Annotated in this window: 18 protein-coding genes; 10 read left to right on the forward strand and 8 right to left on the reverse strand. The window is 33.4% G+C overall.

All coding sequences use genetic code 11. From position 1 onward, the window contains the following. Positions 1–75: 75 nt before the first annotated feature. Entirely contained in the window at positions 76–1083 is a 1008-nt protein-coding gene (locus tag VLC96_RS07285; RefSeq protein ID WP_325261744.1) for an LLM class flavin-dependent oxidoreductase, read from the reverse strand. A gap of 288 nt (positions 1084–1371) precedes the next feature. Beyond that, on the reverse strand, positions 1372–2004 hold the full coding sequence (locus VLC96_RS07290) for an NAD(P)H-dependent oxidoreductase (protein ID WP_325261746.1): 633 nt from the start codon (positions 2002–2004) through the stop codon (positions 1372–1374). A 104-nt stretch (positions 2005–2108) separates the two neighbouring features. Between VLC96_RS07290 and VLC96_RS07295 the strand changes: the two genes are divergently transcribed. After that, positions 2109–2483, forward strand: coding sequence for a winged helix-turn-helix transcriptional regulator (locus tag VLC96_RS07295; RefSeq protein WP_414655565.1), 375 nt, complete (start codon positions 2109–2111; stop codon positions 2481–2483). A 290-nt stretch (positions 2484–2773) separates the two neighbouring features. Beyond that, on the forward strand, positions 2774–3661 hold the full coding sequence (locus tag VLC96_RS07300; protein WP_325261748.1) for a carbon-nitrogen hydrolase: 888 nt from the start codon (positions 2774–2776) through the stop codon (positions 3659–3661). Between the two features lie 70 nt (positions 3662–3731). On the opposite strand, the gene VLC96_RS07305 is transcribed toward VLC96_RS07300, so the two are convergent. Further along, complete coding sequence (locus VLC96_RS07305; RefSeq protein ID WP_325261750.1) at positions 3732–4997, reverse strand: OmpA family protein; 1266 nt, start codon at positions 4995–4997, stop codon at positions 3732–3734. A 316-nt stretch (positions 4998–5313) separates the two neighbouring features. Here VLC96_RS07305 and VLC96_RS07310 point away from each other — a divergent pair, with 316 nt between their 5' ends. After that, complete coding sequence (locus VLC96_RS07310; protein ID WP_325261751.1) at positions 5314–6354, forward strand: agmatine deiminase family protein; 1041 nt, start codon at positions 5314–5316, stop codon at positions 6352–6354. An 82-nt stretch (positions 6355–6436) separates the two neighbouring features. Here VLC96_RS07310 and VLC96_RS07315 read toward each other — a convergent pair whose 3' ends face one another. Then, positions 6437–7078, reverse strand: a complete 642-nt coding sequence (locus tag VLC96_RS07315) for a protein-L-isoaspartate(D-aspartate) O-methyltransferase (protein WP_325261752.1) — start codon at positions 7076–7078, stop codon at positions 6437–6439. Between the two features lie 165 nt (positions 7079–7243). Between VLC96_RS07315 and VLC96_RS07320 the strand changes: the two genes are divergently transcribed. From VLC96_RS07320 to VLC96_RS07345, 6 genes are all read left to right on the forward strand, one after another. Beyond that, a complete protein-coding gene (locus VLC96_RS07320) occupies positions 7244–8209 on the forward strand; it encodes a Gfo/Idh/MocA family protein (RefSeq protein ID WP_325261753.1) in 966 nt (321 codons plus the stop codon). An 86-nt stretch (positions 8210–8295) separates the two neighbouring features. Next, positions 8296–9183: a 3-hydroxyacyl-CoA dehydrogenase family protein gene (locus VLC96_RS07325; protein ID WP_325261755.1), complete on the forward strand. Its 888-nt coding sequence runs from the start codon at positions 8296–8298 to the stop codon at positions 9181–9183. Between the two features lie 17 nt (positions 9184–9200). Further along, positions 9201–9896 carry a YggS family pyridoxal phosphate-dependent enzyme gene (locus VLC96_RS07330; RefSeq protein WP_325261757.1) on the forward strand — a complete coding sequence of 232 codons (696 nt, stop codon included), beginning with the start codon at positions 9201–9203 and terminating at the stop codon, positions 9894–9896. 50 nt (positions 9897–9946) lie between these two features. Further along, entirely contained in the window at positions 9947–11308 is a 1362-nt protein-coding gene (locus VLC96_RS07335; RefSeq protein ID WP_325261758.1) for an exonuclease domain-containing protein, read from the forward strand. A gap of 172 nt (positions 11309–11480) precedes the next feature. Continuing rightward, on the forward strand, positions 11481–12392 hold the full coding sequence (gene miaA, locus VLC96_RS07340; RefSeq protein ID WP_325261760.1) for a tRNA (adenosine(37)-N6)-dimethylallyltransferase MiaA: 912 nt from the start codon (positions 11481–11483) through the stop codon (positions 12390–12392). Between the two features lie 22 nt (positions 12393–12414). Next, on the forward strand, positions 12415–13155 hold the full coding sequence (locus tag VLC96_RS07345; protein WP_325261762.1) for an acyl-[acyl-carrier-protein] thioesterase: 741 nt from the start codon (positions 12415–12417) through the stop codon (positions 13153–13155). A gap of 52 nt (positions 13156–13207) precedes the next feature. On the opposite strand, the gene VLC96_RS07350 is transcribed toward VLC96_RS07345, so the two are convergent. Then, positions 13208–13879, reverse strand: a complete 672-nt coding sequence (locus tag VLC96_RS07350) for a DUF4136 domain-containing protein (RefSeq protein ID WP_325261764.1) — start codon at positions 13877–13879, stop codon at positions 13208–13210. A gap of 96 nt (positions 13880–13975) precedes the next feature. Beyond that, entirely contained in the window at positions 13976–14428 is a 453-nt protein-coding gene (smpB, locus tag VLC96_RS07355) for an SsrA-binding protein SmpB (RefSeq protein ID WP_325261766.1), read from the reverse strand. Positions 14429–14499: 71 nt separating this feature from the next. Between smpB and VLC96_RS07360 the strand changes: the two genes are divergently transcribed. Further along, complete coding sequence (locus tag VLC96_RS07360) at positions 14500–14733, forward strand: VF530 family protein (RefSeq protein WP_325261767.1); 234 nt, start codon at positions 14500–14502, stop codon at positions 14731–14733. Positions 14734–14825: 92 nt separating this feature from the next. Here the strand turns inward: VLC96_RS07360 and VLC96_RS07365 are convergent, their stop codons facing one another. Together VLC96_RS07365 and VLC96_RS07370 are read right to left on the reverse strand one after the other, a co-directional pair. Continuing rightward, positions 14826–15377, reverse strand: coding sequence for a GNAT family N-acetyltransferase (locus VLC96_RS07365; RefSeq protein ID WP_325261768.1), 552 nt, complete (start codon positions 15375–15377; stop codon positions 14826–14828). A 21-nt stretch (positions 15378–15398) separates the two neighbouring features. Beyond that, positions 15399–16250 carry an aldose 1-epimerase family protein gene (locus tag VLC96_RS07370; RefSeq protein ID WP_325261769.1) on the reverse strand — a complete coding sequence of 284 codons (852 nt, stop codon included), beginning with the start codon at positions 16248–16250 and terminating at the stop codon, positions 15399–15401. Positions 16251–16271: the final 21 nt, after the last annotated feature.

Here is a 16271-nt window from a genome sequence, read left to right on the forward strand (position 1 = left end):
ACTGATGTATAATCTAAAATGCCTTCAAAAAGATTGACTTTTTGAAGGCATTTTTATTTGAAATAAGTCAGCTGATTATATAGCATCGACAACCTCTTTCAATAACCGTAAACTTTTTAGTTTATCCTGATGATCATAAATCGGACTATTAATCATCAATTCATCGATGCGAGAATATTGGATAAATTCTTTTAATTCTTTTACTAATGTTTCCTTGCTGCCTACAAATGAACCAGCCGTCATTTGATTGACATGAAAACGAGCTTCTTCACTCATATCATTCATAAGATTTGTCAAAGATTCTACTGGTGGCTGCAACGGTTTTCTTGTATTCTGAACCAAATTCTGAAACATTTGATACAAACTCGTGGACAGAATTTCGGCTTCAGAATCTGTATCAGCTGCTATTGCATTGACGCAAGCCATAGTTTTGGGCTCGCTTAAATATTTTGATGGCTGAAAATTATCACGATAAAATTCAAAAGCCTGTAACATTTGTCGTGGTGCAAAATGTCCAGCAAAAGCATAAGGCAAACCATAAGAAGCTGCCAATGTTGCGCTATCCATACTTGATCCCAAAATCCATATTGGCACATTCGTACCTTCCGCCGGAAAAGCTCGAACACTAGATGTCGCATTTTCCTCCGAAAAATACTTTTGCAAAGCAGACACATTTTTCGGAAATCGTTGTGATTCCTCAAAAAAATCTTTTCGTATTGCTTGTGCCGTCAGAGAATCAGTTCCTGGTGCTCTTCCCAACCCAAGATCAATTCGGCCAGGATATAAAGTTGCCAAAGTTCCAAATTGTTCAGCAATAATCAATGGCGAATGATTCGGAAGCATAATTCCCCCCGATCCTACCCTGATATTTTTTGTCAAACTCGCAACATATCCTATCAAAACCACCGTTGCAGTACTCGCAACATGCGCCATATTGTGATGCTCAGCCAACCACAATCGTTTATATCCCAAACCATCGGCAAGTTGTGCCAGTTCTTTGGTTTTTTGCATTGTTTCGGCAGCATTGCTCCCTTCGGTTATTATCGCTAATTCTAATAAAGATATTGGTATTGGAGTTTTCATATTCCTTTTTATTTTGCACAAAAGTAGCAATTAACATTACTCGCTTTAGACTCTTTCAACAGTATTATTGCGCTTATTTGGAGCACAACTTTTAATTATTTCATCAACAGTAGTCCCGCTGTCCGCTACAATCTTTTGTAGAGACGGGTTTTAAACCCATCTCTACAAAAGGATTTCCACTTCCATCGGGGCTATTTTAGAAATTCAGTTTTTCAGTAGAAATGATTCAAAAAATCTCCATCTTCAACGAAAATGGAGACTTTAAAAAATGTATTATAAAAAACCTAATTACTTAATTTCTGAAACAAATTTTTCCTTAGGCGTTCTTACTTTTTTCATATTAACTAACCAGTCATTAGCCTCATCTCTATAACCAAGTGGCAAAATAACTGCGCTCTTCAAACCTTTTTCTTTTAAACCTAAAATTTTATCCAATTCTTCAGGAATAAAACCTTCCATTGGAGTGGCATCTACTTGTTGCTCAGCAGCTGCTACCAATGCTACACCCAATGCTATATAAGCCTGACGTGCCGCATGATTTGCATGCCATTCTGCTGGTAGTGGTTCATACAATCCCCAAAGTGTTTTTTTATAATCATCCATTGTATTAGCAGGAAGTCCTCTTTCAGCCAGCGTTCTGTCAAAAACTTTAGTGATTTTTTCTAGTGAATAACCGTCCCAGGCAGCAAAAACCAATAAATGAGAACAGTCTGTAATTTGACTTTGATTCCAACCAATAGCTTTAATTTTTTCTAATAAATCCTGATTAGTGATGACAATTATTTCATACGGCTGCAATCCCGACGATGACGGCGATAGTCTTATTGCCTCTAGAATATAATCCAATTTTTCCTGTGGTACTTTTTGACCATTCATTTTTTTGGTGGCATATCGCCAGTTCAAAGCGTCTATCAATTTCATAGTATTTCTTTTTTTAATTTACTCAAAATTAAACAATCCTAGTTACTTTTTGTAACTTTATATCCAAAAGTAATAGTAACATAACAGTAACTAAATAACATATCATGATATTAACTATGCCAACTAAGGAGGAATGCACTAGTACAGTAAAAAAAGAATGTACTAACACTGTTATGGCTATTCACGATGTAATGGATATTCTAAATGGTAAATGGAAAGTATCCATTATTGCCTGCCTTTGCTTCAGAAAAATGCGCTATACTGATATTCTGAATGAAGTTAAAGGGATCTCCGGCAGAATGTTAAGCCGGGATTTAAAAGAACTGGAAGCAAACTTACTCATTACCAGAACGGTTTTAAATACGCAACCCATAACTGTAGAATATCAAATCACCGAATATGGGTCAACACTAAAAGATGTGATTAACGTAATTGCTGACTGGGGTTTTGAACATAGGAAAAAAATAATGGCTAAATAACTTGTTGGTGTAATTCTCCAAAATGAAAATTAACCACATAGACACATAGATTTAATAGCAAATCATTGTAAGAATAAATAGAAATAAGCCTATTTTTAACATAGATTACTATGTAAAAAGTAAAACGCCTATCAAAATCTTTCTAAATTCTATGTCTCTATGTGGTAAAAAATAATTTCACCCTACTCGTTAGCTAAATAATATTTAAGAGTTAATCACAAGATTTCCATTTCTGAAGATTGCAACTCTTCATAAAAAAATAACTATTTTTGCACTCTAATTTTTTTACCATGTCAAAGAAAAAATACAAAATAGCAGTTGTCCAATTAAATCTAAACGATGTTGCCGAAAACAACCTTAAAAAGTGTTTGAGTTGGGTTCGTGATGCAGCAAGTCAAGATGCCGAAGTGATTTCGTTACCAGAATTATATAGCAGTCATTATTTTTGTCAAAGTGAAGATGTAGATAATTTTGCTTTAGCAGAACCATTATATAGCACTTCGTTTATTGCTTTTAGTGAATTGGCAAAAGAATTAGGAGTGGTAATTATTGTTCCTTTCTTCGAAAAAAGAATGGCTGGAATATATCACAACAGCGCTTACATCATCGATACTGATGGCTCAGAAGCTGGTTTATATAGAAAAATGCACATTCCGGACGATCCACATTTCTATGAAAAATTCTATTTCACACCTGGAGACTTAGGTTTCAAAGCCTTCCCTACTCAAAAAGGAAAAATCGGAACATTAATTTGTTGGGATCAATGGTATCCAGAAGCTGCCAGATTAACCGCTTTACAAGGTGCTGATGTATTATTTTATCCAACAGCAATTGGATGGCATCCATTAGAAAAAGAACAATATGGTGAAAACCAACACGGAGCCTGGATGAATGTTATGAAAGGTCACGCTGTTGCAAATGGCGTCTATGTTGCCGCTGCTAACCGAATTGGATTAGAACAATATATTGAAGGAACAGCTGGAATTCAATTTTGGGGATCATCTTTTATAGCAGGACCTCAAGGAGAAATTTTGGCGCAAGCCTCCCATGACAAAGAAGAAATACTAATTGCTGAAGTAGACTTGGATTTACAGGAAAATGTTCGTCAAAATTGGCCTTTCTTTAGAGACCGAAGAGTTGATGCTTTTGGTGATATTACCAAAAGAGCTATTGATTAATTCAATTTTATCCATAAAAAAAGCCGTTTCAAAATATTTTGAAACGGCTTTTCACATTTATATAGAAGGTTTATTTAACCTGAAAAGTAACTCTTCTTACAATTTGACGAGCTTCTTTCGAATTTTTATTCACTGAAGCATCTTCACCGTTACCAATTACATTCAATCTTGAAGCATCAATTCCTGCGCTGATAGCAATATTTTTAACCGCTTCTGCTCTTTTTTGAGATAATGATTGGTTATAGCTTGAACTTCCAACTTCATCAGCATAACCAATTATATCAGCATTTTTAGATGGATTATTTTTCAAATATTTAACTAAGAAATCCACACCAGCTAAAGAATTGGTTGTTGGTTTTGATGAATTAAAGTCAAAGTAAACATTTACGTATCCACCATTGATCAATTCTTCGACTGTGCTATTAGACACTCCTTTACCATTTTGTCCATAAGTTTTTTCCAAATAGCTTTCTAATTCATCTGGAACACCATTTTGATTGGTATCAATAGATTGTCCTTTTGTGTTTACAGCAACACCAGTGATAGAATTTGGCTCTAAATCATACATATCAGCAACACCATCTTTGTCACTATCCAAAAGGCCGGTTTCGATCAAACTAACTCTTTTTTCTAAGTTATCATATTTATCGTTTTCACCAACCCAGTCAGCATGTTTTGCGTTTTTACCCAAATAAAAAGTCAAACCGACAGATGTGTTCAATACTAAACCATCAAATGATGTTGTAGTGGTTTGGCTCATACCATCAAAGTTGTTTTGTTGTTGACCATTAATGATTCCTGTTAGATCCGCAGTTAATGCAACACGATCACTTAATTTAACTTGTCCAGTAAGACCTAAGATTCCATTAGACATATAGTCAGTTCCTTCAAAACCATTTTTAGATGTTAATTGAGAAACACCCAATCCACCATGTACTAAAAAACCAATTGTATTAGTCCAAGTCTCAAAATTTAAAGCTCTTCCAAGATTAATAACAGCCTGTAAATCTGCTCTCATATAAGTGCTTTCAAATTCCGGAGTATCTTCACGTTCTTGAAACTTATCATATCCGTAATCAAGTTTCAAACCAAACTTAGGACTAAACATGTATCTTACCCCTACATCTCCGTGAAATGGATTAAGTGTCGAAGTAGAATATCCTTCTGTTAATGTTTTGGTTGGTTTGTTCAAACCTCCATTAAATTCAATTGACCATTTATTAAAATTGTTGTTATCAATATTATCAACCACAGTTTGTGTTGATGCTGTCGTATCCTGCGCATTTGCCGCTAACGACAATAATAAAATAGATGCGATAGAAAGTTGTTTTTTCATTATAAAAAGTTTTGTTAAAATTATTTTATGTTTTGTTTTATAGTTTTGTAAAATTATATAGAACATAGTATAACTACTTTCTAATTAAACCCGATTCCTTTATATAATTCCCACAAAAAATTTATTTTTTCAATATATCATTAGCTAAAACCGCATTATTTTCACAAATCGACAATATTTTTTTATTGGCTATTATAAAAATCAAAAACCGTTATTTAATTGTAATAGGGTTTATCTCTAACTCCTCTACAATTCCTTTTTCATAAATCCCCATGTTTTACTTATCTTTGCCGCCATTTCAATAAGCATTTATTTTATGACAACATCTACAAGACGATTTCCTGCCGAGTGGGAAAAACAACAGGGAATTTTATTGTGTTTTCCGCATAATGGGAAAGATTGGCCTGGAAAATATGAAGCGGTACAATGGGCATTTGTCGAATTCATCAAAAAAGTTGCCACTTACGAGCAAGTTTTCTTGGTAGTTGCTGATGAAAATCAAAAGAATAAAGTAAACGAAATGCTGGAAACAGCTCATGTAAAATTGAGTAATGTCTCATACATTATCCATAAAACCAATCGCAGTTGGATGCGTGATTCTGGTCCAATTATTGTAAAAAATGGAACAGAAAGAGAAGCATTGAATTTCAATTTCAATGGTTGGGCAAAATATAAAAACATCAATTTAGATAAACATGTTCCTAATAAAGTTGGTGAATTTCTAAATATCCCAGTTACTCAGGTGATATACAAAGGGAAGCCTGTTATTGTTGAAGGCGGTGCAATTGATGTTAATGGCCGAGGAACTTTATTAACTTCTGAGGAATGTTTAATGCATCCAACTATTCAGGTTCGAAATAAAAATTTCACCAAAGAAGATTACGAAGCTGTTTTCAAAGAATATTTAGGAGTTACGAATGTTATTTGGCTAGGTGACGGAATTGAAGGTGATGACACCCACGGACACATCGATGATTTATGCCGATTTGTAAACGAAGATACCATCGTTACTATAATTGAATTGGATCCAAATGACAGTAATTACAAACCTTTGCAAGACAACCTAAAAAGGTTACAAAATGCAAAACTTGAAAACGGTAAATCTCCAGTAATTGTAACCCTTCCTATGCCAAAACGTCTTGACTTTGAAGGTTTGCGTTTACCAGCCAGTTATGCTAATTTCTTAATTCTAAATAACTGCGTTTTAGTTCCCACATTCAATGATGCAAACGACCGTACAGCCTTAAATATCTTGGCAGAATGTTTTCCAGACAGAGAAATTATCGGAATTAGCGCTACCGATTTTATATGGGGATTTGGAACTTTACATTGCTTGAGCCAACAAATTCCGGAATAATTTAATATATAAAATGTAAAAAGGCATTAAGATTTTCACGAATCTTAATGCCTTTTTACATTTATAACTAAGTAGCTTTTTTTTAATTTTTGTCCTCTAATAAAGGAACAAAACGGAACTCTCCAAATTCATGTTTTTCAAATTGTGTTTCATTGATGCGAATTAGCCTCGTCATAATTTGAACATCTTCACCCAATGGAATAACGAGTCTACCGCCAATTTTTAATTGAGCCATTAATGGCTGAGGAATGATCGGAGCTCCGGCGGTTACAATAATACTATCAAAAGGTGCATAATTAGGTAATCCTTTATACCCATCACCAAACGAAAGATGTTTTGGTCTAATCCCTAATTTTGGCAATAAAGCAGATGTTTTTTTGAATAATTCATTTTGCCTTTCAATCGAAAAAACCTGTGCTCCCATCAAACACAAAACAGCGGTTTGATACCCTGAACCTGTTCCAATTTCTAATACTTTATGCCCTTTTTCTACTTCTAATAATTGAGATTGAAAAGCTACTGTATAAGGTTGGGAAATAGTCTGACCTGCCGCTATCGGAAAAGCCTTATCCTGATAAGCATAATCTTCAAAACTGGAATTTAAAAACAGATGTCGGGGAATTTTTTTAATAGCTTCCAGAACGTTTTTGTTAGTAATTCCCTTTTGTTTTAAGACATTTACTAATTGATTACGAAGTCCTTGATGCTTGGCTGTATCTTTCAAAATATATGATTTTATTATAAAGCAAAAATAGAAAACTAAATCAATTTCTTATTCAAAATAAAAGTCAAAAATGTCTTCGTTATAATAATAAATTAGCGGACAATTTAGAATTTTATAAATTGGAAATTCTTATTTTATTACTATTTTTGTGGAAACATCATTATTATGCTAAAAATTGGAGTTTTAGGTGCCGGGCATCTTGGAAAAATACATTTGCGTTTACTACAACAATCCGAAAAATATGAATTAGTTGGTTTTTATGATCAAAATCTGGAAAATGCTGAAAAAATAAGCAAAGAATTTGGTTATAAACATTTTAATACTATCGCAACATTAATTCATGCTGTGGATGTTATTGACATTGTCACACCTACTCTTTCTCATTATAAATGTGCCAAAGTAGCCATCAAATCTGGCAAACACGTTTTTATTGAAAAACCCATTTCGAATACGATTGAAGAAGCTGAAGAAATCATTGCTTTAGCCAAAGAATTCAATGTAAAAGGCCAAGTTGGTCATGTCGAAAGATTCAATCCAGCTTTCATCGCTGTCAAAAACACTATTGAAAATCCAATGTTTATCGAAACTCACCGTTTAGCTGAGTTTAATCCTCGTGGTACAGATGTTCCCGTGGTTTTAGATTTAATGATACATGATATCGATGCCATTTTGAGTGTGGTTCAATCAAAAGTAAAACACATCAGTGCTAGTGGAGTTTCTGTAATAAGTGACACTCCCGATATTGCAAATGCCAGAATTGAATTTGAAAATGGTTGTGTAGCAAATTTAACCGCCAGCCGAATTTCATTAAAAAATATGCGCAAATCAAGATTCTTCCAGAAAGACGCTTATATCTCTGTAGATTTTCTTGAAAAAAGATGTGAAGTTGTAAAAATGAAAGATGCTCCAGAAGTTCCTGGTGATTTTGATATGATTTTGCAAAATGCGGAAGGCGTAAAACGACAAATCTATTTTTCGAATCCAGATGTGCAACAAAATAATGCGATTCTAGATGAATTAGAAACATTTGCAGATGCGATTAATAATGATACAACTCCAGTAGTTACTTTGGAACAAGCCACTGAAGCTTTGAGAGTTGCTTACCAAATTATTGATTGCTTTAAAAAATAACTCAAAATTTAGTTTAAAGTTTAAGGTTTAAGGTAGCAGTGTAACTTTAAACCTTAAACTTTTTAATTTTAAACAAAAATAAAAGAATGAAAATTATCGCTGTAATCGGTGCAGGAACAATGGGCAACGGAATTGCACATACTTTTGCCCAAAGTGGTTTTACTGTAAAGTTAATTGATGTCTCCGAAAAATCATTAGATAAAGGAATGGCAACCATATTTGCCAATTTGGACAGAATGGTTTCAAAAGGGACAATAACCAATGAAGATAAAATAAAAACCATTAGCAATATTATCACGTACACCGATATCAAAGACGGTGTTGTAGGGGCTGATCTGGTTGTCGAAGCAGCTACCGAAAATGTAGAATTGAAACTCAATATTTTCAAGCAATTAAACGAATATTGTTCTCATAATACAATTTTAGCAACAAACACTTCTTCCATTTCGATTACTCAAATTGGAGCAGTTGTAGCACATCCAGAACGTGTTATTGGGATGCATTTTATGAATCCAGTACCAATTATGAAATTGGTAGAAATCATTCGAGGTTACAACACGAGTGATGAAGTAACCAACATCATCATGAAATTATCCGAAAAACTGGGAAAAACTCCTGTAGAAGTAAATGACTATCCTGGTTTTGTGGCTAATAGAATTTTGATGCCAATGATAAACGAAGCCATAGAAACGTTATACAATAAAGTAGCTGGCGTTTATGAAATTGATACTGTAATGAAACTTGGAATGGGACACCCAATGGGCCCTTTGCAACTAGCCGATTTCATTGGTCTTGATGTTTGTCTGGCTATCTTAAATGTAATGTATGACGGTTTTAAAAATCCAAAATATGCTCCTTGCCCTTTATTAGTAAATATGGTAAGAGCGGGGAAATTAGGAGTAAAATCTGGAGAAGGATTTTATGATTATAGCGAAAGTAAAAAAACTGAAAAGATTTCTAAACAATTTGTTTAAATTTTAATCTTAAACTCATGTCTATTCAACAAAATCTGCTCAATATAAAATCATCGCTTCCTGAACATGTTACTTTGGTAGCAGTTTCAAAAACCAAACCTGTTTCAGATTTAATGGAAGCATACAATGCTGGTCAACGCATTTTTGGCGAAAACAAAATTCAGGAAATGGTCGATAAATGGGAACAAATGCCCAAAGATATCCAATGGCACATGATTGGTCATGTACAAACCAACAAAGTCAAATATATGGCACCTTTCGTGAGTTTGATTCATGGTGTGGATAGCCTCAAATTATTAGAGGAAATAAACAAACAAGCCAAGAAAAACAATCGTACAATTGATTGTTTGCTTCAAATATACATAGCCGAAGAAGAATCAAAATTTGGACTTGACGAAGAAGAATTGTCAACACTCCTAACCTCTCCTATTTTTCAGGAAATGAAAAATGTTAGAATTGTAGGTTTAATGGGAATGGCGACATTCACCGAAAATCAAAACCAAATCAAAAAGGAATTTACACATTTGAAATCGATTTTTGACAAATTACATCGTAGAGACGGACATCGTAGAGACGGACTGCAGTCCGTCTCTACTACAACAAATGTGGATTTACAGATTATTTCAATGGGAATGTCTGGCGATTATCAACTAGCAATTTCATGCGGAAGCACAATGGTTCGAATTGGAAGTAGTATCTTTGGAGGAAGATAAAAAAGATTCTAAAACTATAAACTAAAAAAACTGTAAACTGATTACTGAATTTGTACGCAATACTCGACATAGAAACCACAGGAGGACAATTCAACGAAGAAGGAATTACGGAAATTGCTATCTACAAATATGATGGGCATGAAATCGTAGACCAATTCATCAGTTTAATCAATCCAGAAATTCCTATTCAACCGTTTGTTGTTAAACTTACGGGAATAAATAATGAAATGCTTCGTTCTGCACCAAAGTTTTATGAAGTAGCCAAACGAATTATCGAAATTACAAATGACTGTGTACTTGTAGCTCACAATGCCTCTTTTGATTATCGAATTCTGCGTACCGAATTTCGCCGCTTAGGATATGATTTCAATATAAAAACACTTTGCACTGTCGAATTATCGCAACGTTTATTACCAGAACAACCTTCACACAGTTTAGGAAAACTAGTAAGAGCACTAGGAATCCCAATGGCAGACAGACATAGAGCTAGTGGCGACGCAATGGCTACAGTCAAATTGTTCCAAATGCTTCTAGACAAAGATTTAGAAAAAACCATCACTAAAGAACTCATCAAGTTTGAAGTTATTAAAGGCGTTTCTCCTAAATTAGTTGACATCATAGAAAGTCTTCCTTCTAAAACTGGGATTTATTACATTCACAGAGAAGATGGCAAAATTATATATATTGGTCAGAGCAGAAACATCAAAAAAAGAGTCAATCAGCATTTTACGGGAATTACCAGTAGTGCCAAAAAAATCCAATCTGAAGTATTCACAGTAACTTTTGAAGAAACTGGAAGTGAATTGATTGCTTTACTAAAAGTATCGGAAGAAGTAAAAAAAATCAGTCCCATTTATAATAGAATGGCACGCAAAAAAACTTTAAATTGGGCAATATACGCTGAAAAAGACAGCGACGGATATTTAAACTTAAAACTTCAAAAAGCTGATGGACGCAAAAAAGAAATAACTGCTTTTCCAAGCCAGCAAGAAGCAAAAGGAGCGCTTAATCGCATTACAACCAGCTATCAGCTTTGCCCAAAACTAACAGGGCTTTTGGATTCCAAAACAGCTTGTTCCCTAAACGGAAACTATCAATGTGACGGCGCATGTTCCAAAAAAATCACATACGAAGAATACAATTCCAGAGTTCAGGTTTTTATCGACAAAAATCTTTTTGACAACAAAAACATGATTATCATAGATAGAGGTAGAAAAACCGCAGAACACAGCGCCATTTTAATAGAAAATGGAGTTTATAAAGGATATGCTTTTTACGATCTAAATTATCAGATTAACAATCCAGAAATTCTCAAAAACATTTTGGTACCAATGCCAAACAGCAAGAACACGCGAAATTATATCCAAGACTATTTAAGAAAAAACAGAGTTCTAAAAATCATTAATTTTTAAATTAAAATAAGTGTTATTAGTAGCTAATCCAGCTGTACACTACAACTCCTCATTATTCCAGTAGTTTTTTCTAAGGCATAAAAGGAGCTTCTTTCAGTCGCTCTTTTATACCAAGAAAAACAAACTGTAATAATTCCGGGGTTTTCGTTTCCATCTGGGCTAAAAAAAGAATATGAAGAATTTAATAACAATTGTCGGACCAACAGCCATAGGAAAAACTGCTCTGAGCATCGCATTAGCAAATCATTTTAATTGTGATATTGTTTCTTGTGACAGCCGACAGTTTTTCAAAGAAATGAGCATTGGGACAGCTGTACCAAATCAAGAAGAATTAGCTTCAGCAACACATCATTTCATTCAAAACAAATCTATTTTTGACAATTATACCGTAGGGGATTTTGAAAAAGAAGCACTTTCAAAAATCGAAGAATTATTTCAAATCAATGATTATGTAATTCTCGTTGGAGGTTCAGGATTGTATGTAGATGCTATTCTAAAAGGCTTCGACGAATTTCCTGCAATTGATTCATCCATTAGACAAAGCGTAAATTCTAATTACGAAGAGCTAGGAATTGAATATCTGCAACAACAATTACAAATATTCGATCCTGCCTATTTTGAAAAGATAACTGCAGAAAATCCTCAAACTTTACAAAACCCACAACGTATGATGCGTTTTGTAGAAGTTTGTCAAGGAACAGGAAAACCATATTCTTCGTTTTTAAATCAAAAGAAAAACAATCGCAATTTCACACCAATCTTCATTGGACTCGAAGCAGATCGAAACATTATTTATAACAGAATTAATCAGCGCGTTGATATCATGATCGAAAATGGGCTTTTAAAAGAAGCCGAAACTTTATATCCAAATAAAGACTTAAACGCACTACAAACAGTAGGTTATAGAGAATTATTCAGTTACTTTGATGGTGATTTCACACTTCCTTTTGCCATCGAAGAAATTAAAAAAAACACTAGAAGATTTTCAAAACGCCAACTCACTTGGTTCAAAAGAAACGAAAACACAAAATGGTTTGATTATTTAACCGATCAAAATAAAATTATCAGCTATATAAATAAGTAAATTCATAATTCATAATTATTTTATGCCAATAGATAAAAATTTCACCTCAGTATTAAGCAAAGATTGGGAAATCAATTTTACCCAATGTATGCCAAATGGGTATTTAAAATACACTGATTTATGCAATTTATTACAATTAACTGCTGGCTCACATGCCGAAATTGGAGGCATCAGCTTTTCTGACATGCAGGAATTTGACCAAGCTTGGGTACTGAGTAGAATGCGTGTAGAGATTTTAGAATTACCAAAATGGCAAGATGTCGTCACCGTAAAAACCTGGATTAATTCTTTAGAAAATTCCCGTTCGGTAAGAGCTTTAGAAATGTATGTCAACGGAAAAAAAATTGTTGGATCAGAAACTTTTTGGGCCGTTTTTAATACCAAAGCCCGTAGACCAGAATCTTTAACGCTTCCTCATGATCATTTTGAATTATTCCCTGATAAAAAGGCAACTGAAATGGGCTTTTCTAAAATAAATTTACCTCAGGAAAAAGAAGAACTTTTTGAAAGAACAGTTTCGCTATCTGATTTAGACATCGTTAACCATGCTAATAATGTAAAATATTTAGAATGGTGTCTTGACCTTGTTGATGTAAAAAAAATCCTTTCTCAACAAATCAAAAGCTTCGAAATGAACTTTTTAAAAGAATTATCTCTTAAAGACAAAGTTATAATTCACGAATGTGTCAATGAAGAAGATGTCGTTTTTAGCATTACTAAAGAAGATAAAACTTGTTTCGCATTACAAATCAATTGGAAATAAAAAAGCAACACCAATTTCAGTGTTGCTTTATAAAGTTAGGATTTTTTTTCCTTTATTTTTTTTCTTTTGGAGCCATATATCCATCAGCTCGCATTTGTTGCACACAGGCTTCCATGATTTCATCTACTGTAGTGTTTACATCAGACACATCAAGAGATTTTGTTGTAGCGCTCCAAACTAATTTATTGTTTTTTAAATCAAAAATATTAGTTTCGATGTAATAATAAGTGTTTTCTTGGTAGTATCCAGGTGTGTAATAAGCAGGAGCATAAGCACCATACCAACCACCAAATCCAGCTCCGTAACCCATTCCATAACCGCCTACATAACCGTAACCCATTCCAGGATATGCCATTCCACCATAGTAGTTAGCAGTTCCAGGAACATAATCCGTTTCTTTATCAGCTCTGATAAAACGCATCGTAATTACACCATCAAAATTTTCATTTTGTAAAATTTTCAACTTTTCTTCTTGACTAAGATTTAAATTTTGTTGATTTAAATAATTATAGGAGGAAATCAAAACATTTGGATTGATAGATGCTATTCTATTTTCGGTAGCTCTTCTAGTACTTTCGTTTTTTACTAAGGCTACCACCATAACCTTTTTGAATTGTTCTTTAGAGAGTGTGGCATTTGGATCTCTCCAGCTTGAAACTATTGTAGTATTACTCCCGCAGCTCGCAAAGAATACACAAATCAATGCTATTAAAATTTTTTTCATAATCATGTTGTTTTGTTTTAGTTACAAGTAAATATACTCATAAATTAGTTAGAAAAAAACAATAAAACATTAAAAAACTTTAACGCGATTTTTATTTTAATACGCTTTTTTAATCCTATCCAAATCTCTTTTGGTATCTTGTTCCTTTAACGATTCTCGTTTATCGTATGTTTTTTTACCACGACAAAGGCCAATTTGTAATTTGGCTAACCCCTTTTCATTAGTAAATAATTTCAACGGAACAATCGTAAGCCCTTTCGCTTGGACACTTCTGGCAAGCCCTTTTAATTCTCTTTTATTCAAAAGAAGTTTGCGTTCGCTTCTGGCTTTATGATTAAATTGATTTCCAAAACTGTATTCTTCAATATAAGTATTGATTGCAAAAAGTTCATTGTTACTGAATTCACAGAAACTTTCAGTAATATTAGCCTTTCCTAATCGAATAGATTTTATTTCAGTTCCAGCCAAAACAATTCCAGCAGTATAAGTTTCCAGAATTTCATAATCGAATCGGGCTCTTTTATTGAGTATGTTGACATTTTTTTGCATAGTGTGGCAAATTTAGGAACTAATTAATGAAAGACCAATTGTTTTTTATAAAATACCATAAATTTGCAACTATGGAAAAACGACAATCAAAAGATCCACTTCACGGAATAACACTTCAAAAAATAGTCGAGACATTAGTTGATTATTATGGTTTTGACACATTGGGCGAACTCATCAAAATAAAATCATTCAATGTAAATCCAAGTGTAAAATCAAGTCTTACTTTTTTGCGAAAAACAGATTGGGCAAGAAAACAAGTTGAGGATTTATATCTAAAAACACTTCCAAAAATACAATCAAAATAATTTGGAGCTATTTCCAGCTGTCCACTATATCTGTTGTCCTGAACCACAGGACAACAGGATGCCGTTCCCATCTGGGCTAGGGCATTAGTAAATTATTTATTCAATTTAGAATAAATCATGCTGTCCAGAAATCGACCTTCATAAAACTCATTTTCACGAAAATGTCCTTCTTTTACAAAACCATTTTTCAATAAAACTTTTTCCGAAGCTTTGTTTTCAGGATCCAAAATGGCTTCTATTGAGTGCAGTTTCATTTCGTTAAAACCATATTCCACAACTTTTTGTAACGCTTCCGAAACAATTCCTTTTCCATTATATTCGGGAAAAAGCATATAACCTACTTCAGCTCTATAATGTTCAGGTTTCATTCGGTAGTGACCTATGATTCCAATTATTTTTTCAGGTTCATTTAAGAATGTGATTCCCCAATTTATCCCTATTCCGTTTTCAATTTTATCATCGAACATAGCGATAAGTTCCAAAGCATCTTCTTTGCTTTTAAGATACGGTCTCGGAATATATTTCATAACTTCATCGTTCGACCTTAAAGCCAAAATAGTTTCGGCATCATTTGCCGTTACTTGACGCAACAATAATCGTTCGGTTTTTAATACCGGAAATGGCAAGAACTTGACTTGTAGCATAACGCAAATGGTTAATGGAGTTTATAAAATTTCAATACTAAAAGCTGTTTGAAAAGTATTGTTTGCTTCCAATATTTGGATCCCTTCCTTGTCTAAAAGCGAGTCAAATTTCGTAACGGTATCTGAATAGCCATACCAAGGTTCTATACAAATAAAAGGAGCGTTTGGAGGAGTCCAAATTCCCAGATCTGGAAAATTAGGATAACTCACTTTTAAAAATGGTTTTGAATCTTTTAAAATAGTAACAGATTTAGATACTACTTTTTTAAAAACCAAAGCATCCTTTTCAAATAATTTATAATTCAATTGCAGTTTATTTTGTTTCAAATCAATTGATTTAATACTATTTGAAATCAAACCATCTTCTAATAAAAAATAATTTAAAGTATCTGTATTTTCAAAAGCCAAGCTATAATCTTCAAAATTACCTGGCAAATCAAAAGCTGGATGCGCACCAATTGAAAAAGGCATCTTTGATTCTCCTTTATTAAAAACTTTATACTCAATTTTTAAGTTTTTATTTTCAAGAGTATAAACTAAATGCAAATCAAAATCAAAAGGATAGTTCTCTTTGGTTTTCTTAGTTGAAACTAACGAAAAAGTAGCACTATTTTCCTGTTTATCAATTAATTCAAATTCCATTTCACGAGCAAAACCATGGCGTGACAAATGATATTCTGAATTATTATATTGATAAGTGTTGTTTTTTAAAGTACCAACAATTGGAAACAACACTGGTGAATGTTTTCCCCAAAATTCAGGATTGCCATCCCAGATGTATTCTTTATTTAAGTTATCTTTTAAAGAACACAATTCAGCTCCGACATGATTTATTTGTGCTGTTAAATTTGAATTGGAAATAGTTGTGATCACAATAATAGTTGTTTTATGTTG

The organism is Flavobacterium sp. (assembly GCF_035456085.1).
Taxonomy (GTDB): Bacteria; Bacteroidota; Bacteroidia; order Flavobacteriales; family Flavobacteriaceae; genus Flavobacterium.